This is a genomic window from Bacillus sp. EB106-02-03-XG38 (assembly GCF_058792175.1).
Map to the genome: position 1 here is coordinate 293,689 of NZ_JBYTED010000002.1, position 20,347 is coordinate 314,035.

Sequence of the window (20,347 nt, forward strand, 5' to 3'; positions counted from 1 at the left end):
ACGTTCAGTGCGTAGCCGAAAATCATCTCCGAGAAGTAGAACCGAATGTTACAGTAAGTTCTTACCGGCTGTCCCCCGTTACAAGGAACACGTATCATGTTGTACGTTGTAAAGCCGTATACATATAGACTCATTTCTACATGTATAAATTAGGGTGGTATCGCGGGTAAATATAACTCGTCCCTTTCTTTAGGGACGAGTTTTTTGTGTTCTTACAAATGAATTTAAAAAAGGAGGAAAAACAATGAACACTGTATCAAAAAAACATATTTTTTTCACTGGTCTTATGCTATTTTCTTTATTTTTTGGGGCAGGTAATTTAATTTTCCCTCCCATGCTTGGACAAAATGCAGGTGAAAACTTTTGGCCGGCAATGATTGGATTTTTACTAACAGGAGTCGGTTTACCATTATTAACTGTTATTGCAATTTCTTTATCAGGAAATGGTATGCAACAACTTGCAAGTCATGTTCACCCATTATTCGGAATTTTCTTTACTGTAGTTGTATACATCGCAATCGGTCCTTCTATGGGAATTCCGCGCGTTGCTAATGTCGCTTATGAAATGGGTGTTAGTTCTTTCTTACCAGAAACACTTCGCTCTAGTAGCCTAGCACTATTTTTATACACGGTTATTTTCTTCGCTATCGTATTTTGGCTTAGTTTAAATCCATCTAAACTTGTCGATCGCATCGGAAATATTTTAACACCTATTTTATTACTCTCTATTTTCTTATTATTTGTTAAAAGTGTATTTACACCACTCGGGCAATCAGGAATAGCAATGCAAGAGTATCAAACCTCTCCAATCTTCAAAGGGTTTATGGAAGGATACTTAACGATGGATACCATCTCTGCGCTTGCATTTGGAATTATTGTAGTAAATGCCATTCGTTCTAAAGGTGTAAAGGACCGTAAATCTATTGCCATCGCAACAGCGAAAGCAGGACTTATTGCCGCTACCGGTCTCGTACTTGTATATGGTGCACTTGGCTGGCTCGGTGCGACTAGTGTCTCTCTCGGATATGCCAAAAATGGCGGGCAATTACTTACTGTCATCGTACAGCAATTATTCGGTCCATATGGTCTACTTCTATTATCTCTAATCGTTACACTCGCTTGCTTAACAACATGCGTTGGACTTGTATCTGCATGTAGTCAATACTTCTCAACATTATTGACTACATTTTCATATAAAACGTTCGCTAGCATCATTTGTGCATTAGGATTATTAGTTGCCAACTTAGGTTTAACAAAAATTATTGCTATCTCTGTTCCAATTCTACTTGTCGTATATCCAATTGCGATTGTACTCGTTCTACTATCGTTACTTCATAAATATTTCGGTGGATATCGCTCTGTTTATGTAGGTGCTTTAATTGGAGCAGCAGTGGTGAGCGTATTTGATGGATTAAAACAAGGTGGTATTTCTATTTCATTTATTACGCCATATTTTGAATTTATCCCTTTATATAATGAAGGAATTGGCTGGTTAATACCAGCATTAGCCGGAGCCCTTATCGGTCTTATAATCGCTAAGTTAAGCGGTGCGAAAAAAGTTCCTTTACTGACTGAATCTCCTGAAGTAAAAGCATCCTAAAAAAACTCCCTTTCGGGAGTTTTTTTACATTTGAAAAGCAGTATGATTAAAGCTACTTATTTTATAAGCTTTCGTATAATAGTCGATATTTGTATCCACTGTTTCTACTTTGATAACATCGTAGCAATCTTCTTGTTTCACTAAAAATAAATAGTACTCTTCTGTCGCCTCAACAATTGCAATTTTATCTGTTTCCACATTATATTGTTCACAAAGTGCTTGTAATGCGTTCACATAATCCCCTAATTTTTTAGACTTATCCATGCCAAATATAGTTTGAACTAACATATACATTCTCCCCTTTGTATGTACTGTTAACAATTTAATGATAACGTTTACATTTATTAACGTCAATAAAAAGATTTGGCGCAAACTAATAAGCAGTGGGGATAACTCCCCACCGCTTAAAGTTTCACCTTATCATTTCGTCAATTGATGTCTAAACGCATAAATAACCGCCTGTGTCCGGTCACTTACATTTAGCTTATTTAATATATTACTTACATGTGTCTTTACTGTTTTTAGGGCAATAAACAATTCATCTGCAATCTCTTGATTACTTTTTCCTTCTGCAATTAATAACAAAATTTCAGACTCTCTTTCTGTTAACTCCTCATGCAAAGGTTGTTCCTTCTTCTGACGCATACGAGACATCATTTTACCAGTAACTTTTGGCTCTAATACCGTTTCTCCATCATAAGTAGCTCGTACAGCGTCTGCTATGTCACTCGCTCTTGATGTTTTTAATAAATAACTTGTCGCTCCGGCCTCAATTACTGGGTACAATTTTTCGTCATCTAAAAAACTCGTTACAACTACAATTTTCGCTTCTGGCCATTCTTGAATAATAGCTCGTGTTGCTTCAACCCCATCCATCTCGTCCATGACAAGGTCCATCAAAATAATATCCGGTCTTAATTGCAAAGCTAACTCTGAACCTTTTCTTCCATTTTCAGCTTCTCCAACTACTTCAATATCTGGCTGTGTTGATAAATATGCTGATACACCCATTCGAACCATTTCATGATCATCCACTAGTAATACTTTTATCATGATTCTCCCCCTCTCTCAATCATAATCGGTACTTTCACTTCTATTTGCGTACCTTTAGCCGGAAAACTAAGCACTTTTAATGTCCCACCAATTTCATGAACACGCTCTTGCATGGATCTTAAACCATATGAACCAGCTTTATTAACTCCGACTTCAAATCCCACGCCATCATCAATAATTTTCAATATTGCATATTGATCAATTTTTCGAAGACGTACTTCCGTTTTCTTTGCCTTCGCATGTCGTAAAGTATTAGACAACGCCTCTTGTACAATACGGAATAAATGATCTTCTACACCTTTTTTCAATTCTATTGGCTCAATTAACCATTCAATTTTCATATGTTGCTTTCTAGACAACTCTGTTAAAAGCTCCTCTATACCCTCTGTTAGTTTCTTACCTTCTAACTGCACTGGGCGTAAATGAAGAAGCAATGCTCTCATTTCTGACTGTGCATTTACAACCATATTTTCAACGAGCTGCAACTGCTTTTTCGTCGTTTCTGGAAATTCAGCTACTTGTTCATTAATAGCCGACATCATCATCGACATTGCAAAAAGCTGCTGACTTACAGAATCATGCAGCTCCCTCGCCAATCGATGCCTTTCCTGGGAAATCGCTTCTTGTCTCATCTCTTCATTCCAATGAGCTCGTTCATTCGTTACTTTTTGAAAGAGTCCAGCTTGCTCCTCTAATCGACGCGCGAGAACGATTACTTTTCGTTCCACTTCATGAAATTCATCATCTGCAGTAAACGAAACATCGCTCGGAAAATTCCCTCGCTCTACTTCAAATAAAAACGTATTTAATCCTTGTATACGCTGCTCTATATAGTAACCGATTGCATATCCTACAATTCCCCCGATAAGTAAACTTGTAGTCATAATAAACAAGCCAATTGGAACAGAAGCGATGGATTCTTTCCATAATAAATCATACACTTGTTGCTCGCTCTTCCATACATATACAATTGTACAAATGAGTGCGATACTAATAGAGGACAACATAGAATAACGAATATACATCCACGAAATATTTTTTTGTTTCTTCATTATACTTTCCTCACTTCCGTATCGCCTACGACAAGCGAAGAAATAATTTTAATACGACGAGGAGCCTCTTTATACTGCTCTGTTCTAAATGTAACATTGCGGTTAAACCCTGTCTCTTCATGCCCTGGCAAGAGCACCCGTCCAACAATAACAGAATGATTTAAAGACAGTTCAATATCATATGGCACATATAAACGAATATTACCAACGACACCCCGAATAACAATTACCGTTTCTCCTTCTGGAATCATAGCAGTTGTTAAATCTATTTCTACATCACAAGCACCATATTGAACATTAATATCCTCAAGTTCATAAATATGATCCATCATTCGTACATTACCGACAAACATATTTTTCAAATATGGTTCTGTACGATATATTTGCTTTTCTTCGTCTATAATCCCTTTTTCTTTAATTTCAACCTTCATTGCCTTTTGCTTATGTCCTTGTTGAATCAATTGATAACCAATTAAAGCTAAACAAGCGAATACGACAAGAACAAATGCTGCTGATGAGAATAAGAAGAATAAAAATACGATACCACCAACAAATAAAAATACATTTCCCCGCACATAACGATTCTTTTTACGATAATGCCTTCCAAACATAAGCATAATAAATGCAAAAATAAGACCACCCGGTTCAAAATGTCCAAGTATCATATCAAGAAAAAGACCGAATCCAAATATGATGAGGAGCATCCCCATTAACTGTGTTTTTGAAAAATGTTTCTTCATTTCAGCTCCCCCCTCCTTGTCACATATACATAGAAGAAAAGGCATTGCTTTCCAACACCTTTTCTCCTATCACTATATCATAAGCCTGTTTTATAATATACTACTATTATTTTGTTAATTCTTTCGTTAACGATACATCATTCTTTTCCTTCATATCACGCTCAAGCTTTGCAATCTTCATATCAAATGTGTCGCGTTCATGCTCCTCATTCATACGAGTTTCTAAGTCACGAATATGATCCTCAATTTCCTCAAATCGTAAGAATGGATTATTTTCATCCATTTTATGCATCGCAGTATTCATACGACGATTTGCATGTGCCATATTTTCACGTGCCATTAATTCCATACGCTTTGCGTGCATTTCTTTTAATTTATTTTTCATTTCAGAAAGACGACGCTCTAACTCATCAATTTGCTCTACAACACCTGCATACATTTCTTCTAATCGAGTGACTTGCCCTTCATAATAAGCTACTTCCTCTAATGCACGTTCGTGTAACTGTAATTCGCCTGCTTCTTGAGCGATAATAGCCTGTTTTGATCTTTTATTCACGAAATAACGTGCTTGCTCAAGCTCACGAGCGAAATTAGATTTTAATGTTTTATGACGCTGAATTAACTTTTCAATTTTTGTTATTTCACGCTCACTATCGCGTAAATATTGGTTTAACATAGCAATTGGATTTTTTCTTTCTTTCTCATCTAACACATTATGAAAATCTGCTAAAATTGCATCGCGTACACGTCCGAATAAAGATTGTTTCATTATAATCTTCCTCTCTTCTACTTTATAAATTTGATTTATTTTATATTAGTTTTTCATTAACTTGTTCCACTCATCTTCAAAGTTGCTATATGGTTTAGAACTTTCTGGAGCAGAATCAACAACTACATCTTTTTCTTTTTTCCACTCACGGTATCCGTAGTATAGAACTACTAATGCTGCAATACCGATTAATGCTGGGGAATGAGAAAGGGCGATGGACAAGCCGATTAAACCAACAATACCCCAAGCTAACTTTCCAAAAAATGATTGTGCTCGCACAAATGATTTATAGCTCCAGTACACAACTCCTGCTCCAATTGCGAATCCTATAATACCAGCAAGACTGCCAAGAGCAATTAAAGCTAAAATACCAGCCGCGATAAACGCTAGAAATTGTTTCATCTTGTGCTTGCCTCCCTTCGATTTGATACTCTTATCTTAACTATTTTTTCTTTTTTCCATAACGAGCTTAAGAACCGTTTTCTACTCAGACTTAAGACTGAGTTGCATTCAGCCTTTTGTAAAGACATAAGGTAACATCTCATCATTCACTCTTTTAGCACATATAAAAAGCCGTACAGAGGACATTCTCTGTACGGCTTTCGTTTCATTTCATAAACTTCATTTTTCATTATGCTGTTTTATGATACTCTTTCTTTCCCGCTACTTTAGAAAACCTCGGGAAACCAATTAATATAGAAATTATTCCACATACTCCAACTAAGATCGGATAAAACGCATATGGTAACAATTCAATCGGAGATAACGCCGCAAATCCTGCTGCTGTTAACATTTGCGCGCCGTACGGTATTAATCCTTGTACACAGCATGAGAAAAGATCTAATACACTCGCTGATTTACGGGGATCAATTTCATATTGATCTGCAATATTTTTCGCAAGCGGACCTGTAAAGATAATAGAAATCGTATTATTCGCTGTACACATATTCGTCATACCTACTAAACCAGCGATACCAAACTCCGCTCCTTTTTTTGAACGAATGTTACGCGTTAAAATATTCATTAAATATTGAATACCACCATTATATTGAATTAGTTCGACCATACCGCCAATTAAAATAGCAAGTAATACTAACTCCATCATACCGCCCATTCCAGTCGTTACACTTTTAAAGAAACTCTCTAACGTATAACTTCCATCTAAAAGACCAATAACGCCGGATAGTACAGTTCCACCAGTTAATACAATAAGTACATTCCAGCCAAGTAATGCTGTAATCAGTACTCCTGCATACGGTAAAATCTTTATCCAGTCAAAGCTATGTGCTTTAATTTGCGTGTCGCTTCCTAAAGTAATGATTACTAATAGTACAATTGTAATAATCGCTGCTGGTAATACAATTAAAAAGTTCGTTTTAAATTTATCTTTCATTTCTGTTCCTTGTGAGCGTACAGCTGCGATTGTTGTATCTGAAATAAAGGATAAATTATCACCAAACATCGCTCCGCCAACAACAGTAGCCATCGTAAGTGCAATGGAGATATCAGTTTGCCCACTAATACCTACAGCAATTGGTGCTAATGCAGCAATTGTTCCCATTGAGGTTCCCATCGCCAATGAAATAAATGCCCCTATAACAAAAATTCCAGCTACGATAAATCCTTGCGGTAAAATGGATAACGCTAAGTTAACTGTAGAATCAACGCCGCCCATCCCTTTTGCTGTTTCAGAAAATGCTCCTGCCAGGACAAAAATTAGAACCATAATCATAATATCTGGGTTCCCTGCACCTTTAGCAAATCGTTCTACTTTTACATGAAAGCTTTCTTTACGGTTCATTGCTAAAGCGACCCCTACAGCAATTGAAATTGCTACAAGTATCGGCAATTTATAGAAATCACCTGTAATAATTCCAGAACCAATAAATAGCGCCAAAAATATCCCAAGTGGTAATAAAGCCAAGCCATTTCCTCTCGTTTCTTTCAAAGTACCATCTCTCCCTAGTTTCAACCTTTTTCTAATGAATAACAAAAGACCTCTTCCAATGAGAAGAGGTCTTATACATCTATAAGAAACACTCTTCTCATCTTTCAAGCACATGCTTGCTGGATTTGGCACAGCACTCTGAAATCGAGTCCGCTGCCGAGGCATCGTAGGGCCAGTCCCTCCGCCTCTCTTTATAAGAAGGTTTCATATTTATTTTTTAATAATAATTTCTTCCCTAACTTTACTCGCTTACAAAACAAAAGTCAATTATTTTTTGTATAGATTTTTTTGGTAATTATGCAAAAATTTGAATACAACAATCATTTTAACTTTTTGATTTCTTCTTCCAATATTGAAATCCAATAAAATTCACTATTTTTTATTGCATCTATTATCCATTTCGTAGTATACCAAGCTAACTCATACTCTTCTTTTGTAACATCACCACTTTTATAAGCATCCTCTAACTCATCTTCATCCAATATATACATTTTACCGTTCGATAATAATACTACATCTAAATATAAATCATCAAAATACGGCAAACCACGGTCGTCTATTCCATATTCTTTCGCCACATCGATATAATATTGCACTAATTTTTTCTGATCATTTAACATTGCGGTAATCGCAAAGTTTTTCCCGTTTATGAAATATTGAATCCACGTATATTGATTCCCTGCAATACAAAGTTCTTTACCATCATATTCTTTACAACTCGGTTCTCTCACCTTTTTTATTTCCAGTATTCCTAGCATTCCCTCTTCTATTTGCTTAACCGTATAATCTTTCTCTATTAGTCGCTTCCACGAAGAACCGTCACCATATTTACGTTTCATTACGTCCGCTTCCCTTCTATATAGAAAAGCCCCCACATATTATGTGAGAGCTTGTTCAAATTATAATTAAGCTGCTTGCTTATTAGAAATTTCTTTCAAATAGGCCTGCCCTTTTTCAGCGTCATATTGACCTTCCCACTTAGACATAACTACAGCTGCTAAAGAGTTACCTACAACGTTAACTGCTGTACGAGCCATATCTAAAATACGGTCAATACCAGCGATGAAGGCTAAACCTTCAGCAGGAATACCTACTGTACCAAGTGTTGCTAATAATACAACGAATGATACGCCCGGTACACCCGCGATACCTTTTGATGTAACCATTAATACAAGTAATAATGTAATTTGTTGAGAAATAGATAAATCAATACCGTACATTTGTGCCAAGAAAAGAGCTGCAATTGCTTGATATAAAGTTGATCCATCTAAGTTAAATGAATAGCCTGTCGGAATAACGAAAGATGTAATTGCTTTCGGGCAACCGAACTTTTCCATTTTCTCCATAATTTTAGGTAAAACTGTTTCTGAACTTGCTGTTGAATACGCTAAGATCAGCTCGTCTTTTAAAATTTTAAAGAATTGGAAAATGTTAATTCCAAATATTTTCGCTGTAAGTCCTAAGACAACTACAACGAAGAAAATCATTGCCCCGTATACTACAATTAATAATTTCCCTAACGGAATTAATGAAGCTAAACCAAATGTAGATACTGTAACACCAATTAATGCGAATACACCAAATGGTGCAAATTTCATAACTTGGTTCGTTACGTAAAACATTGCATCAGCTACACCTTGGAAAAATTGAAGAACCGGTCTTCCTCTTTCACCAATTGCTGCTACACCTAAACCAAATAATACAGAGAAGAAGATAATAGCAAGCATATCTCCGTCAGCTAATGACTTCATAATGTTCGTTGGAACAATATTTACAAATGTATCTGCAAATGAATGACTTTGTACTTGCTCTGTCGTATGTGTATATTTCGAAATATCTGTCTTTGTTAACTGCTCCATATTTACGCCTTTTCCTGGTTGGAAAATATTCGCAATTAATAGACCGACAATAATTGCAATTGTTGTAATTATTTCAAAGTAAATAATTGTTTTTCCGCCTAGTCGGCCTAATTTTTTAACATCGCCAACACCAGCAACCCCAACAACAATACTTGCTACAACAATCGGTACAACGATCATTTTAATTAATCGGATAAAAATATCACCAATTGGTTGTAAATAACTCACCACTGCCGGATTGCCAAAGAAAATTGCCCCAACTGCAATACCTAGCGCAAGACCAATTAATATTTGCCATGCAAGTCCTATTCTTTTCATATTTGTTGTAACCCCCTCTTCGATGTGTCACTCTATCTCTCATTCTATCTCTATAAAACTCGAAATTAAGAGTATTACATATTATTCGACAATTCACTACATTTTGTCCCTGTTAAAAATCATAAATCAAAATTTAAAATCTGACAACAAAATAACTTTTCCTGAACACAAATAATTTTCTTGACAAAAACAAAACCCATGTCAGAAAACCTCACATGAGAACGATTCCTTATGAGTGTTTTATAGGGTTTTCATTTGATATTTTACTATATAAAACAAATATATTTTTCCTTTATTTTACAAAAAACTAGAAATATGTCCTTGTTACACGAACAAAAATATGCATCCACCATGACAATTACCGTTGAAAAATGATAAATTCCGACAAAACTTAGCAATTTTATAAATTTTTCTTTACATTATGATTACAACGATAGACACTCTCCTTCTTATGATATATAACATTCATAGGGAAAGGAGTTAGACAACCATGAAAAAGAAATTTGCAGCGTTTAGTGTTTTAGCAGCAGGAACAATTTTTGTTTCTCCGTTACTTTCACCCGTCTACGCTGAAACAAATCAAGATAAATTATCTGATATTCAATCCGAATTAGAAGGAAAACAAAATGACTTACAAAATAAATCAGCTGAGAAAGAACAAATAGAAAAAGAAATTCAGGAATTACAAAAGAAAATTGACGATTTAACTACTTCTATTAATAAAAACGAGGCTGAATTAAACGATACAAAAAAAGAAATTAGTAAAACACAACAAGTAATTACCGAAAAAAAGAAACATATCGAACAATTACAAACAAACATAGATACTCGTCAGGAAGTTATTAAGCAACGACTGCAATCTATGCAAGAAAAACCTCGCACAAATATCATTACAGAAGTAATAACAAATTCTGCAAACATTGCTGATCTTGTTGATAATATGTATTCTGTAAGTTTAATTTTAAATAACGATACTGATATCGTGAAAAAACAAACAACTGATCAAAATGCTGTTACGAAAGAAAAAGAATCTGTTGAGAAAAAAGAGCAACAACTACAAGAAGCTGAACAGAAATTAGTTCAAAAACAACAAGAGTTGCAAACGAACCAACAACAGCAACAAACCTTTATTAACGATCTACATACGAAAGTAGCAAAAGTAGATTCAGAGATTGAAGGATTAGAAGAATCTAAAGGTATTTTAGAAAATCAGCGTCAAGCTGTTCAAAAAGCAATTGAAGAAGAAAAACGAGCAGAAGAAGCTCGTAAAGCTGAAGAGGCACGTAAGGCAGAGGAAGCTCGCAAACAAGCTACCACACCAGCTCAGGCCGCTCCGGTACCGCACGATACAAATATCGGCGGATTTATTAAACCAGCAGCAGGATCAAAAACTTCTGGATTTGGCGCACGTTCTTTAGATAACCATAAAGGAATTGATATCGCCGCTTCAGGAACTGTTCCAATTATCGCTGCTGCAGATGGCGTTGTTATTCGCTCAGAATTATCATCTAGTTACGGAAACGTTGTGTACTTATCTCACCGTATAAACGGAAAAACATATACGACAGTATATGCTCATATGAGCAGCCGTTCTGTATCGAATGGACAAACTGTAAAACAAGGCACTCAACTTGGATTTATGGGAAATACTGGCCAATCATACGGACAACATTTACACTTCGAACTTCACCTTGGAGAATGGAATGTCGGTAAGACAAACGCAGTTGATCCATCTCCTTATATCGGATTATAAAAAACTCGGTGCATACCGAGCTTTTTTATTTTCACTTCACACACCATAGGCAATCCACATAGACTACAACTAAATGCCTATATTTTACGGGGTGAATCATATGAATACACAATTACAACAAAAAATAGAAGAAGCTAGAGAAACTTACATTGGCCGGTTATTTACATTTGGCGGCTCAGCGTTATTTTTAATTGGATCATTTATTGCAGTCGTCACAGCCTATAAAGCCTATAACCGCTTATTAAATACACCTACAACATAATAAAAAGACGGAGAAATCTCCGTCTTTTTATTATGCAAACATTTTAAATACACCTATCGCATTTAAAAATACAATGATTACCGTTACTGGAATAACGTAACGAAGTAAGAAGAACCAAATATTAAATAATGTTTTCCCTTTCGTTTCCGTAACTTCTAATTCTTTCATTAACATTTCTTTACTCATTTTATTTGGTACGAATAGCGAAATGGCTAGTACACCAAGCGGCAGCAATACGTTACTTACCGAGAAATCGACTAAATCAAAGAATGTTTTTCCGAATATTTTCACATCACTCATAATTCCAAACGATAGAGCTGACGGTATTCCAACTGCAAAAATAAGAATACCAATTAATAATGATGCTGACGGACGCTTTTTCTCATTATCTTTTGCAACAGATGCTACTACAATTTCAAGCATAGAAATCGCCGATGTTAATGTTGCAAAGAAGAATAAAACTAAAAACATAATAAAGAAAAATTGTCCAAATGGTATTTTCGCAAATACTGCTGGAAGGACGATAAACAGTAGTCCTGGTCCTTCAGTCGGCTTAACGCCTAATGCAAAAATCGCCGGGAAGATTGCTAATCCTGCAAGTACTGTAATAAAAACAGTTAAACTTACAATAGATGTTGCTGATTTAGCTAAATGCTCTTCTTTCTTTAAATATGAACTATACGTTACCATTACTGAGGCTCCAACTGTTAACGAGAAGAACGATTGTCCCATCGCGTATAAAATTGTATCTGCTGTCAGCTTTGAAAAATCTGGTTTTAAGAAGAACTCTACTCCAGCAAAAGCACCATCGAGTGTTAACGCACGAACAATGATCGCAATAAATAAAATAAATAATAGCGGCATCATATACTTACTTGCTTTTTCTATCCCTTTCTCTACACCTTTACTTACAACAAAAATAGTGCAAAGCATAAAGATAAATTGCGCTCCAATTGCGCTTACTGGATTTGAAATCGTTTCACCAAACAATTGTCCATAATCAACAACACCATTCCAGAAGCTTCCTGTGACACTATAATATAAGTACAGTAAAATCCATCCACCTACAACACTATAAAAAGATAGTACACTAAAACAAGTAACAACACCCATACGACCAATCCAAGGATATAACTTGCTATTTGGCACCAATACTTTATACGCTGTAACTGCCTCTTTTTGCGTACTACGTCCAATAACAAATTCAGCTAAAAGAAGTGGCATACCTATAAATAAAGTTAATAGTAAAAATACAAGGAAGAATGCGCCTCCCCCACCATTACCTGCAACATATGGAAATTTCCATATGGCACCAAGACCTACTGCGGCTCCGGCTGCTGCGAGTACAAAGCCTATTTTCGACGTCCATTGCTGTGTTTCTTTCATCATAAATTCTCCTTTTCTGAATATTTAAACTTTTGTTAATTATACACTTTCATTTCATACTCGCACACCTCCTTTAGAAAATAAAAAAGTCCCCTACACGCAAATATGCATGTAGAGGACGATATATGTAATGTAAATACCGTGGTACCACCTCAATTGGATTGATAAATCCCACTTGTTCAAGTACAGGAAAATTCCGATACTCTATCCTTTTAACGGCGGAACCCGGGTTGCCTACTACAATGTTCAACATACCTCTCGCAAGCCCATTCTGTATATTTTATCGTACCGGGCTCACACCTTACCCCAGCTCTCTGAACGTATCAAATATACATACTCTTCTTGCTCATCGATTTCATTTATTGAAGTTACTTGTGATTATAAATTATATTTTTATAGTTGTAAAGTACAATTTATTCATTATCCTATATGAACTCTTCTCTCTAATTCTCGTAAAAACAATTCCCTTTTTTGTTCATTTTGAACATATACTGACTTTAATACTTCTTGCAACAATATATTTCTCTGCTTTTTCTCTATTTGTAATTCTTTCACTTTTATTCTAACTTCGTATAAAAAATCAAGATACGCTTCATACGCCTCATCATATTTATTTGCGATATCATCACGAATTTTTTTTGCCAGTTTCGGACTCGCTCCTCCAGTAGACACAGCCACATTCAGTAATCCACGATGAATCGCCGCTGGAAAATGAACATTCCCACTTTCCGGGTTCGTAATAACATTTACTAATTGATTTTCTGCGCTATCTTCAGCAATTTGTTCATTTAATACGGCATCACCACTCGCTGCAACAACTAAAAAAGCGTCTTTAATATCACTTTTTTCATACTCCCTTTGATACCAACGAATTTGCTTTTCTTCCACTAGTTTTACTAAATTTGCATCCAATTCAGGACTTACCACAACTATATCCGCACCTTGTTTTAGTAAAGGAATAATTTTAAAACCCGCAACTTTCCCTCCACCAATGACAACAACACGTTTCTTCTCAACTCGCACTGTAAGTGGATACATATTGATCTCCCTTCAATAATTTCTTCGTTTTTTGAATTAACATATATTGAAACGCTTCATTCTTTCCTAAATACGGACTTATTTTTATATCACACAACTCATATTGGCCCACTTCTTTTTCAATATGTTTCATAAGTAAACCTGTAAATAACAAGTAAGGTAGCACAACGATGTTCTTTTCTTTTCGTTTTACAACTTCCTTTAACTTCTCCTCAAATTTCGGCTCGGCAGCCGCTAAATAACAAACCTCTACTTTTTTAATTTTCTCTTCCGTTTGAAATAAAGAAGCGATCCAGTTTATATCTTTTAATACTTCAGGGTCGCTACTCCCTCTTGCAACGAGAAGTAGCGTCACTTCATTCTTATCTTCCTGTTCAATTCCACTTCCGCCATATACCGATTTAACAAGTGTTTCTGATACACCAAATGGGTTACCATAGGTCACTTTAACACTTGGAAATTGATTATTTAACTTTTCCAATTCAAACGGGATATCTTTTTTCACATGACCTGCCGCTAATAAAAAAACTGGAATAACAATAATCTCTGTAGCACCACGCTTCACACATGTACGGAACCCTTCATCAATAGTCGGACTCGCTAACTCCAAAAAACAAACTTCTTGAATACTTGCCTCTACACGGTTCATGCATGACGTAATAAACGAAACCGCTTCTTCTTTAGCTGCTTTCAAACGACTTCCATGACATATATATAAGATGGCTTTCATTTTATAACACTCCACTTACTTGATACGTACTTTCTGTCTGTTTCTCAAACCAATGGATTTTTTCTCTAAAACGAACCACTTCTCCAATTACAATCATGCTCGGATTTTGAATTTGTTCTTTTTTGGCAACATCTACAATTGTCCCTAACGTCCCAACAACTGTGCGCTGCATAGATGTCGTTCCTCGCTCAATAATGGCAGCAGGCGTACTTGTATCTTTTCCATGCTTTATCAGTTGTTCACATATGTAGGGTAAATTACTAACCCCCATATATACAGCTAAAGTCTCTACACCTTTCGCTAAATGTTCCCACTTCACTTCTTCTTCAGCATCTTCTTTCCTATGCCCCGTTACAATAGCAAAACTTGCACTTGCATCACGATGTGTCACTGGAATACCAGCATAAGCAGGAGCAGCTATTCCAGCTGAAATACCAGGAACAATTTCAAACGGTACACCTTGCTTTGCTAACGCTTCAGCTTCTTCTCCCCCTCTACCAAATACAAATGGATCGCCGCCCTTAAGCCTCGTTACAACTTTTCCTTTTTTCGCATATTTAATAAGAAACGTGTTAATTGTCTCTTGCTTCATCGTGTGATAATTTGGTAGTTTTCCGCAATAAATTAAATCCGCTTCAGGCTTTGCATAGGAAAGTAACTCCTTATTTACGAGACGGTCGTACAAAATAACATCTGCCTTCTCAATACATTTCAAGCCTTTCACAGTAATTAAATCTGGATCACCAGGACCTGCCCCAACGATATAAACCTTCCCCATCATCTCTCCTCATTTCTACCATTAAAATGAAACTTCCATCCTTATATATGAATGGAAGTTTTCTTTATTTCGTATCATCTGTTCCCTACTCATGAATAACAAAAGCCGCCCCTTTTCGAATCTTCTTTTTTTCAAATAGGGAAATCTCCTTTACTTCTGGCAACGGTAAAAAATGCTTTTCAAGCTCCATCTCCGCGAGCTTAAATGCCTGTTCTTCACTTTGAGCAACGACAACAATCGGAACAATACTATTTATTAACACAGCTTCAAATCGATATAAATCCATATTGTCCCTCCTAAGACGCTATTACTTCTTCTAGCACGTTATCTAACGCGACTTGTAATGTATCTACACCAATACGACCGACAAAATCATAAAACGTTTCAGCTGGTAATTTATTCTCTTTGAAATAACTTATAAATGAAGCAAGTACATCAGGTAGATCCTCGCCATCTATTTTCCCTTTTAACTTTTGATTATAAGCACCACCATCTAACAACGTTCCACCTACATATATTTCAAATGCTTCAACAATTCCTTTTTCCTTCGTTTTCATTTTCACACCTTGTAATCCAATATCAGCAATTTGACGTTGACCACATGAATTCGGGCACCCGACCATATGAATACGAACCGGAACATCAAGCGCAATCTGTGTATCTAAGTATTCGGCAATTTTTCGCAATCTTTCTTTCGTTTCTACTAAAGCAAGGTTGCAATATTCAATACCAGTGCAAGAAACCGCATGACCAATAAACGATTTCGGACTTGCTGATATCGCTTCAAACAATGGCTCATTTAGTAAACCCGTTACATTCCCTGGCGGAACATTCGGAATAATGAAGTTTTGCGAGTTACATGTACGAATCTGTCCATTTCCATACCGCTTAGCGATTCTTGCAATCTCAAACATTTCTTTTGCATGTAGGCGCCCGACCGGCACATTAAAGCCTACATATTTTAGTCCATCTTGCTTTTGATCTTGAACTCCATAAAAGTATCCAGCATTCCAGCCTTTAAAAGCACTTTCTCCTTTACTTTGCAATGGTCCTGTATATTCTAGTAGTTTCTCTTTGAACTTCTCTGCTCCCCAGTCTGCAACAAGAAACTTCAAACGAGCTAAATGACGTTTTTCGCGATATCCAAAATCACGGAATATCGTAGCAATTGCAATCGCTACCGCCTTCACTTCTTCTGGTAAAACGAATACATCTAATTCATCAGCTAAATATGGACGAGCGGATAATCCACCACCTACTTTTATATGAAAACCAACTTTTTTCTCACCATCTATTTCTTTCGTAGCAGGTGTAAATGCAACACAATTAATCTCTGCGTTTGCTGAATTATGAATATTAGAACTAATAGACATTTTAAATTTACGTGGTAAGTTAGAAAACTCTTCATTATGTTGGAAATAGTCATATACCTCTTTTACAATACTAGTTGTATCAAACAGTTCATTTGCATCAATGCCAGCAAGTGGATTTCCTGTAATATTACGCGTTATATCACCACACGCTCCAGCTGAAGATAACCCAACTCTTGCTAATCTTTTGAAAATATCTGGAATTTGATGAATTTCTAACCAATGAAACTGAATCGCCTGTCTTGTCGTGATATCAATTACGTCACGTCCATAATCCTCAGCGATAGAAGCAAGCACTTCTGCCTGTGCGTTCGTAATAATCCCTGAAGGAATATTTACACGCATCATAAAATATCCAGCTTCTTTCGGTCTTTGTAAATACAACCCTGCCCATTTGAATGCGTCCCACTCTTCTTTCGGAATAGATTCGAAGCCATTCTCCGCATAGTAAGGAATATCATTAAAGATTTCCAATCCATCTTTTTTCAATTTATTTTTCTCAGTTTGATTTAATTTTTCATTGTTAGCCCATACTTTTTCATAACTCATTTTTTAATCCCCCTATATAAAGTGAAACTTTAATCAGTGGGGAGTGTTCATCCCCCGCTGATTATTAGTTGAACCAATCGGGCATTTACGGGCAGTTCATCTCCCACCTAACTTCTTTGCCCTAGCCAAATTTTGAGATGGGAGTTTTACTGTCCGTTAATGCGGGATAAAACTACGCTCATGTAAGTACTTCACGATTTGTTCTGCACATTCTTCAATAGAATACTTGTGTGTTTCTACAATTAATTCCGCTTGCTCCGGTTCCTCATACGGTGAATCAATACCTGTAAACTCTTTAATATCACCTTTTCTTGCTTTTTTATAAAGCCCTTTCGGATCACGCTTTTCGCACTCTTCAATTGGACACTTTACAAACACTTCTATAAACTCATCTGCAGCTAATAAATCTCTAACTTGTTTTCTGTCTACTCGAAACGGTGAAATAAACGCCGTAAGAACAACAGTACCTTGATCTACAAATAGCTTCGCCACTTCGCCAATCCTTCTTATATTCTCCATACGATCACTTTCAGAAAAACCTAAGTCTTTATTTAAACCGTGGCGTATATTATCTCCATCTAATACATAGTTTCCAATATTCTTTTCAAATAGTTTACGAGCAACCGCGTTCGCCACTGTAGATTTACCTGAAGCTGATAATCCAGTAAACCAAACTACGAAACTATGATGCCTATTTTTTATTCTTCTCTCATCTTTTGAAACAGATGCTGTATGCCAAGTAATATTTGTGTCCATCTCATTCTCTCCCTATTCTGTTACTACTTCTTTTTTCAAACCTTTAATTAGCACTTCCACTACTTCTTTACGACTGAATGTACTTGGTGGAACCTCACCGTTTCTTAATAATTCTCTTACTTTCGTACCTGATAAAATGACATGATCTTCTTTTCCGTGCGGGCATGTTTTCGTCGAAGCCATCGCTTCACATTTCGCGCAGTAAAAACTATGTTCAAAAAATAGCGGTGTAATCCCTAACTCTTCCACTGTAAAGTTCGTAAAAATTTCTTGCGCTTCATAAGTACCGTAATAATCTCCTACCCCTGCATGATCGCGCCCTACTATAAAGTGTGTACATCCAAAATTCTTTCTAACTAGCGCATGGAATATCGCTTCCCTCGGTCCTGCGTAACGCATTGCCGCAGGAAATACACTTAAAAAGACACGATCTTTCGGATAATAATTTTGAAGTAATACTTCATAACTTTCCATCCTTACATCAGCAGGAATATCGTCCGACTTCGTTTCCCCAACGAGTGGATTCAAAAAGAGGCCATCTACAATTTCAAGAGCAGATTTTTGAATATATTCATGGGCACGATGTACCGGATTTCTCGTTTGGAATCCGACTACTGTTTTCCAACCACGTTTTTTAAATTCTTCTCTCGTTTCAATTGGATCTAAATGATAAGAAGGAAACGGATTACTTTCAAAACGTTTCATAAGAATAATAGCTCCTCCAACGTAAACATTCGGTCTTTCGTATAATTTTTTCACTCCTGGATGAGCCTCATCCGTCGTTTTATACACTAGTAACGCTTCTTTTTCCTTGTCAGGCACAAAAATATCTTCTATTTGAATGACGCCATATACATTTCCAGCGTTAACAAGTTTTACTTTCTCTCCAGCTATTAAACTCTCTGCTACTTCTTCTGCTACTGGTAATGTAATTGGTATACTCCAAACACTCCCGTTAACTAAACGAAACGTTTCTACGACCGAATCATAATCTTTCTTTCCTAAGAAACCAGTAAGCGGGCTATACCCCCCTGTCGCTAATAGCTCTAAATCACTTAACGCAATGTTGTCTAGTTCAATTTCTTTTTCAATTTGTGATACATCATATGTCTCGTCTATAAGATTTACTAATTCATTTCTTGTACTCATTTTCTATACCCTCTCTTAGCTTTATTTTCAATTTCATCTTATTGGTAATGTAGACCGCATTCAGTTTTCACTTTCCCGGCCCATCTACCATCTCTCGAATCGCCACCCTCACCTACAGGTAACGTACATTTCTCACACCCAATACTTGGATATCCAACATCATGTAGCGGGTTATACGGCAAGCTATGTTTGTATACATATCGCCATACCTCTTTCCACGTCCAATGAATGAGCGGACAAACTTTAATAGATTGAAAGCGATGATCTTGATTTATAAACTTTGTATGCTTACGTGTTTCTGATTGTTCCCTCCTTAAGCCCGATATCCACGCTTTTTCCGCTGCTAATGATTTTTCTAACGGTAAAATTTTTCTAATTTTACAACAGAGATTCGGATTACTTTCCCATAATTTCTCACCATGCAACTTCGCTTGTTCATCAAGTGTAAGCTCCGGCTGTTGTTCTATAATATTTAATGAAGGAAATCGGCTCCGCACTTTTTGAATTAATTCATATGTTTCTTGAAAATGAACATTTGTATCTAAAAATACAACTTTAGCAGATGGATTTACTTGGTTTATAAGATGCAGCAATACCATCCCTTCCACTCCGAAGCTACATGCGTATACAATTTCACTTTTATATTCTTTATAAGCCCAACTTAATACAGATAGCGCGCCTTTCGTTTCATCTTCTTCTGAAAATGAAATGTTATTTTCTTCCCACGTTTCATACGTCAACATGTTCTTTCCCCCTGTAAAAGCAAAAAGACGGTTTTAACCTAATGATATAGGTTAAAACCGCCTCTAGTTTTTCTAGTCAGCGCTTTTTACTTTAAACGTACTTTTTCACTTTTCTCTAATTGAATGACTTTTCCATCTTGCACAACAATTGTAATTGAACCATATTTCATATCAGCAAGCATCGCTTGAATCTTCTCAGATACTTCCTCAAAATGTTCCCGTACGCTCACGCGAACAGCCCCCCTTTTTATTCATAAAAAAAATCTTTCCCATTTCGAAAAGACTGTTCGGTAATATATTTTACCTTATCTTTCAAAATGGATTCCATTTTGCTGGATTTAGCACCTTGCTTTCTATTAGCAGGTTGCCGAGCTTCGTCGGGCCAGTTCCCTCCGCTTCTCTTGATAAGCTTTGTATTTGTATTTTATCACAATTCTGATTTTTTTCAATCCTAGTTTTCCGATATACTTTAATTATTTTATTTTATAAAAAAG

Annotated in this window: 22 protein-coding genes, 2 riboswitches and 2 other annotated features (1 of these 26 cut by a window edge); of the genes, 3 read left to right on the forward strand and 19 right to left on the reverse strand. The window is 36.2% G+C overall.

The window, feature by feature from the left end; all coding sequences use genetic code 11:
• Positions 1–188: a binding site (T-box leader), on the forward strand (it extends 71 nt beyond the left edge of the window).
• Between the two features lie 56 nt (positions 189–244).
• Positions 245–1,600 carry a branched-chain amino acid transport system II carrier protein BrnQ3 gene (gene brnQ3 / locus AC3WTI_RS10780; protein WP_087958083.1) on the forward strand — a complete coding sequence of 452 codons (1,356 nt, stop codon included), beginning with the start codon at positions 245–247 and terminating at the stop codon, positions 1,598–1,600.
• Between the two features lie 24 nt (positions 1,601–1,624).
• Here brnQ3 and AC3WTI_RS10785 read toward each other — a convergent pair whose 3' ends face one another.
• From AC3WTI_RS10785 to gltP, 9 genes are all read right to left on the reverse strand, one after another.
• Entirely contained in the window at positions 1,625–1,963 is a 339-nt protein-coding gene (locus tag AC3WTI_RS10785; protein ID WP_142305889.1) for a DUF3922 domain-containing protein, read from the reverse strand.
• Positions 1,964–2,020: 57 nt separating this feature from the next.
• Positions 2,021–2,653, reverse strand: coding sequence for a response regulator (locus AC3WTI_RS10790; protein ID WP_000598709.1), 633 nt, complete (start codon positions 2,651–2,653; stop codon positions 2,021–2,023).
• On the reverse strand, positions 2,650–3,705 hold the full coding sequence (locus AC3WTI_RS10795; protein ID WP_087958081.1) for a sensor histidine kinase: 1,056 nt from the start codon (positions 3,703–3,705) through the stop codon (positions 2,650–2,652). Before AC3WTI_RS10795 ends, AC3WTI_RS10790 begins: the two co-directional genes overlap by 4 nt.
• Positions 3,705–4,445, reverse strand: a complete 741-nt coding sequence (gene liaF / locus AC3WTI_RS10800) for a cell wall-active antibiotics response protein LiaF (RefSeq protein ID WP_000716089.1) — start codon at positions 4,443–4,445, stop codon at positions 3,705–3,707. The genes AC3WTI_RS10795 and liaF overlap by 1 nt, the downstream gene beginning before the upstream one ends.
• A 106-nt stretch (positions 4,446–4,551) precedes the next feature.
• Entirely contained in the window at positions 4,552–5,214 is a 663-nt protein-coding gene (locus AC3WTI_RS10805; protein ID WP_073542089.1) for a PspA/IM30 family protein, read from the reverse strand.
• A 45-nt stretch (positions 5,215–5,259) separates the two neighbouring features.
• Positions 5,260–5,616 carry a lmo0954 family membrane protein gene (locus AC3WTI_RS10810; protein ID WP_000808632.1) on the reverse strand — a complete coding sequence of 119 codons (357 nt, stop codon included), beginning with the start codon at positions 5,614–5,616 and terminating at the stop codon, positions 5,260–5,262.
• Positions 5,617–5,845: 229 nt separating this feature from the next.
• Entirely contained in the window at positions 5,846–7,162 is a 1,317-nt protein-coding gene (locus AC3WTI_RS10815; protein ID WP_087958080.1) for a Na+/H+ antiporter NhaC family protein, read from the reverse strand.
• A 94-nt stretch (positions 7,163–7,256) separates the two neighbouring features.
• Positions 7,257–7,362, reverse strand: a riboswitch (SAM riboswitch).
• 120 nt (positions 7,363–7,482) lie between these two features.
• Positions 7,483–8,001 carry a ribonuclease FAU-1 family protein gene (locus tag AC3WTI_RS10820; RefSeq protein ID WP_087958079.1) on the reverse strand — a complete coding sequence of 173 codons (519 nt, stop codon included), beginning with the start codon at positions 7,999–8,001 and terminating at the stop codon, positions 7,483–7,485.
• Between the two features lie 66 nt (positions 8,002–8,067).
• The gene (gene gltP, locus AC3WTI_RS10825; RefSeq protein ID WP_087958078.1) at positions 8,068–9,339 is read right to left on the reverse strand and encodes a glutamate/aspartate:proton symporter GltP; all 1,272 of its coding nucleotides are present in this window, start codon (positions 9,337–9,339) and stop codon (positions 8,068–8,070) included.
• A gap of 490 nt (positions 9,340–9,829) precedes the next feature.
• On the opposite strand from gltP, the gene AC3WTI_RS10830 reads away from it, so the two are divergent.
• A complete protein-coding gene (locus AC3WTI_RS10830; RefSeq protein WP_087958077.1) occupies positions 9,830–11,092 on the forward strand; it encodes a murein hydrolase activator EnvC family protein in 1,263 nt (420 codons plus the stop codon).
• Positions 11,093–11,192: 100 nt separating this feature from the next.
• On the forward strand, positions 11,193–11,354 hold the full coding sequence (locus tag AC3WTI_RS10835; RefSeq protein ID WP_001096003.1) for a hypothetical protein: 162 nt from the start codon (positions 11,193–11,195) through the stop codon (positions 11,352–11,354).
• Positions 11,355–11,384: 30 nt separating this feature from the next.
• Here AC3WTI_RS10835 and AC3WTI_RS10840 read toward each other — a convergent pair whose 3' ends face one another.
• From AC3WTI_RS10840 to AC3WTI_RS10885, 10 genes are all read right to left on the reverse strand, one after another.
• Positions 11,385–12,740: a sodium-dependent transporter gene (locus AC3WTI_RS10840; RefSeq protein WP_142286629.1), complete on the reverse strand. Its 1,356-nt coding sequence runs from the start codon at positions 12,738–12,740 to the stop codon at positions 11,385–11,387.
• Between the two features lie 111 nt (positions 12,741–12,851).
• Positions 12,852–13,099, reverse strand: a binding site (T-box leader).
• A 61-nt stretch (positions 13,100–13,160) separates the two neighbouring features.
• Positions 13,161–13,778 (reverse strand): NAD(P)-binding protein, encoded by a 618-nt coding sequence (locus AC3WTI_RS10845; protein ID WP_087958075.1) that lies wholly within the window; start codon positions 13,776–13,778, stop codon positions 13,161–13,163.
• A complete protein-coding gene (locus AC3WTI_RS10850) occupies positions 13,753–14,508 on the reverse strand; it encodes a sirohydrochlorin chelatase (RefSeq protein ID WP_097841534.1) in 756 nt (251 codons plus the stop codon). Before AC3WTI_RS10850 ends, AC3WTI_RS10845 begins: the two co-directional genes overlap by 26 nt.
• A 1-nt stretch (position 14,509) precedes the next feature.
• Entirely contained in the window at positions 14,510–15,286 is a 777-nt protein-coding gene (gene cobA, locus AC3WTI_RS10855; RefSeq protein ID WP_087958073.1) for a uroporphyrinogen-III C-methyltransferase, read from the reverse strand.
• An 85-nt stretch (positions 15,287–15,371) separates the two neighbouring features.
• Positions 15,372–15,572: a DUF3906 family protein gene (locus tag AC3WTI_RS10860; RefSeq protein WP_071757530.1), complete on the reverse strand. Its 201-nt coding sequence runs from the start codon at positions 15,570–15,572 to the stop codon at positions 15,372–15,374.
• Between the two features lie 10 nt (positions 15,573–15,582).
• Entirely contained in the window at positions 15,583–17,205 is a 1,623-nt protein-coding gene (locus AC3WTI_RS10865) for a nitrite/sulfite reductase (protein ID WP_097841535.1), read from the reverse strand.
• A gap of 156 nt (positions 17,206–17,361) precedes the next feature.
• The gene (gene cysC / locus AC3WTI_RS10870) at positions 17,362–17,961 is read right to left on the reverse strand and encodes an adenylyl-sulfate kinase (RefSeq protein WP_087958071.1); all 600 of its coding nucleotides are present in this window, start codon (positions 17,959–17,961) and stop codon (positions 17,362–17,364) included.
• Positions 17,962–17,973: 12 nt separating this feature from the next.
• Positions 17,974–19,110 (reverse strand): sulfate adenylyltransferase, encoded by a 1,137-nt coding sequence (sat, locus tag AC3WTI_RS10875; RefSeq protein WP_097841536.1) that lies wholly within the window; start codon positions 19,108–19,110, stop codon positions 17,974–17,976.
• Positions 19,111–19,148: 38 nt separating this feature from the next.
• Positions 19,149–19,853 carry a phosphoadenylyl-sulfate reductase gene (locus AC3WTI_RS10880; protein WP_087958069.1) on the reverse strand — a complete coding sequence of 235 codons (705 nt, stop codon included), beginning with the start codon at positions 19,851–19,853 and terminating at the stop codon, positions 19,149–19,151.
• 86 nt (positions 19,854–19,939) lie between these two features.
• On the reverse strand, positions 19,940–20,083 hold the full coding sequence (locus tag AC3WTI_RS10885; RefSeq protein ID WP_000116163.1) for a YezD family protein: 144 nt from the start codon (positions 20,081–20,083) through the stop codon (positions 19,940–19,942).
• A 72-nt stretch (positions 20,084–20,155) separates the two neighbouring features.
• Positions 20,156–20,264: riboswitch (SAM riboswitch) on the reverse strand.
• Between the last annotated feature and the right edge of the window lie 83 nt (positions 20,265–20,347).

What these genes read in the sequence shown, in the direction of transcription:
- cobA (WP_087958073.1), bottom strand. Translation starts at nt 15,286, where the DNA reads ATGGGGAAGGTTTATATCGTTGGGGCAGGTCCTGGTGATCCAGATTTA.
- AC3WTI_RS10835 (WP_001096003.1), top strand. Translation starts at nt 11,193, where the DNA reads ATGAATACACAATTACAACAAAAAATAGAAGAAGCTAGAGAAACTTAC.
- AC3WTI_RS10830 (WP_087958077.1), top strand. Translation starts at nt 9,830, where the DNA reads ATGAAAAAGAAATTTGCAGCGTTTAGTGTTTTAGCAGCAGGAACAATT.
- AC3WTI_RS10850 (WP_097841534.1), bottom strand. Translation starts at nt 14,508, where the DNA reads ATGAAAGCCATCTTATATATATGTCATGGAAGTCGTTTGAAAGCAGCT.
- AC3WTI_RS10795 (WP_087958081.1), bottom strand. Translation starts at nt 3,705, where the DNA reads ATGAAGAAACAAAAAAATATTTCGTGGATGTATATTCGTTATTCTATG.
- liaF (WP_000716089.1), bottom strand. Translation starts at nt 4,445, where the DNA reads ATGAAGAAACATTTTTCAAAAACACAGTTAATGGGGATGCTCCTCATC.
- sat (WP_097841536.1), bottom strand. Translation starts at nt 19,110, where the DNA reads ATGAGTACAAGAAATGAATTAGTAAATCTTATAGACGAGACATATGAT.
- cysC (WP_087958071.1), bottom strand. Translation starts at nt 17,961, where the DNA reads ATGGACACAAATATTACTTGGCATACAGCATCTGTTTCAAAAGATGAG.
- gltP (WP_087958078.1), bottom strand. Translation starts at nt 9,339, where the DNA reads ATGAAAAGAATAGGACTTGCATGGCAAATATTAATTGGTCTTGCGCTA.
- AC3WTI_RS10805 (WP_073542089.1), bottom strand. Translation starts at nt 5,214, where the DNA reads ATGAAACAATCTTTATTCGGACGTGTACGCGATGCAATTTTAGCAGAT.
- AC3WTI_RS10860 (WP_071757530.1), bottom strand. Translation starts at nt 15,572, where the DNA reads ATGGATTTATATCGATTTGAAGCTGTGTTAATAAATAGTATTGTTCCG.
- AC3WTI_RS10810 (WP_000808632.1), bottom strand. Translation starts at nt 5,616, where the DNA reads ATGAAACAATTTCTAGCGTTTATCGCGGCTGGTATTTTAGCTTTAATT.
- brnQ3 (WP_087958083.1), top strand. Translation starts at nt 245, where the DNA reads ATGAACACTGTATCAAAAAAACATATTTTTTTCACTGGTCTTATGCTA.
- AC3WTI_RS10840 (WP_142286629.1), bottom strand. Translation starts at nt 12,740, where the DNA reads ATGAAAGAAACACAGCAATGGACGTCGAAAATAGGCTTTGTACTCGCA.
- AC3WTI_RS10790 (WP_000598709.1), bottom strand. Translation starts at nt 2,653, where the DNA reads ATGATAAAAGTATTACTAGTGGATGATCATGAAATGGTTCGAATGGGT.
- AC3WTI_RS10865 (WP_097841535.1), bottom strand. Translation starts at nt 17,205, where the DNA reads ATGAGTTATGAAAAAGTATGGGCTAACAATGAAAAATTAAATCAAACT.
- AC3WTI_RS10880 (WP_087958069.1), bottom strand. Translation starts at nt 19,853, where the DNA reads ATGTTGACGTATGAAACGTGGGAAGAAAATAACATTTCATTTTCAGAA.
- AC3WTI_RS10845 (WP_087958075.1), bottom strand. Translation starts at nt 13,778, where the DNA reads ATGTATCCACTTACAGTGCGAGTTGAGAAGAAACGTGTTGTTGTCATT.
- AC3WTI_RS10820 (WP_087958079.1), bottom strand. Translation starts at nt 8,001, where the DNA reads ATGAAACGTAAATATGGTGACGGTTCTTCGTGGAAGCGACTAATAGAG.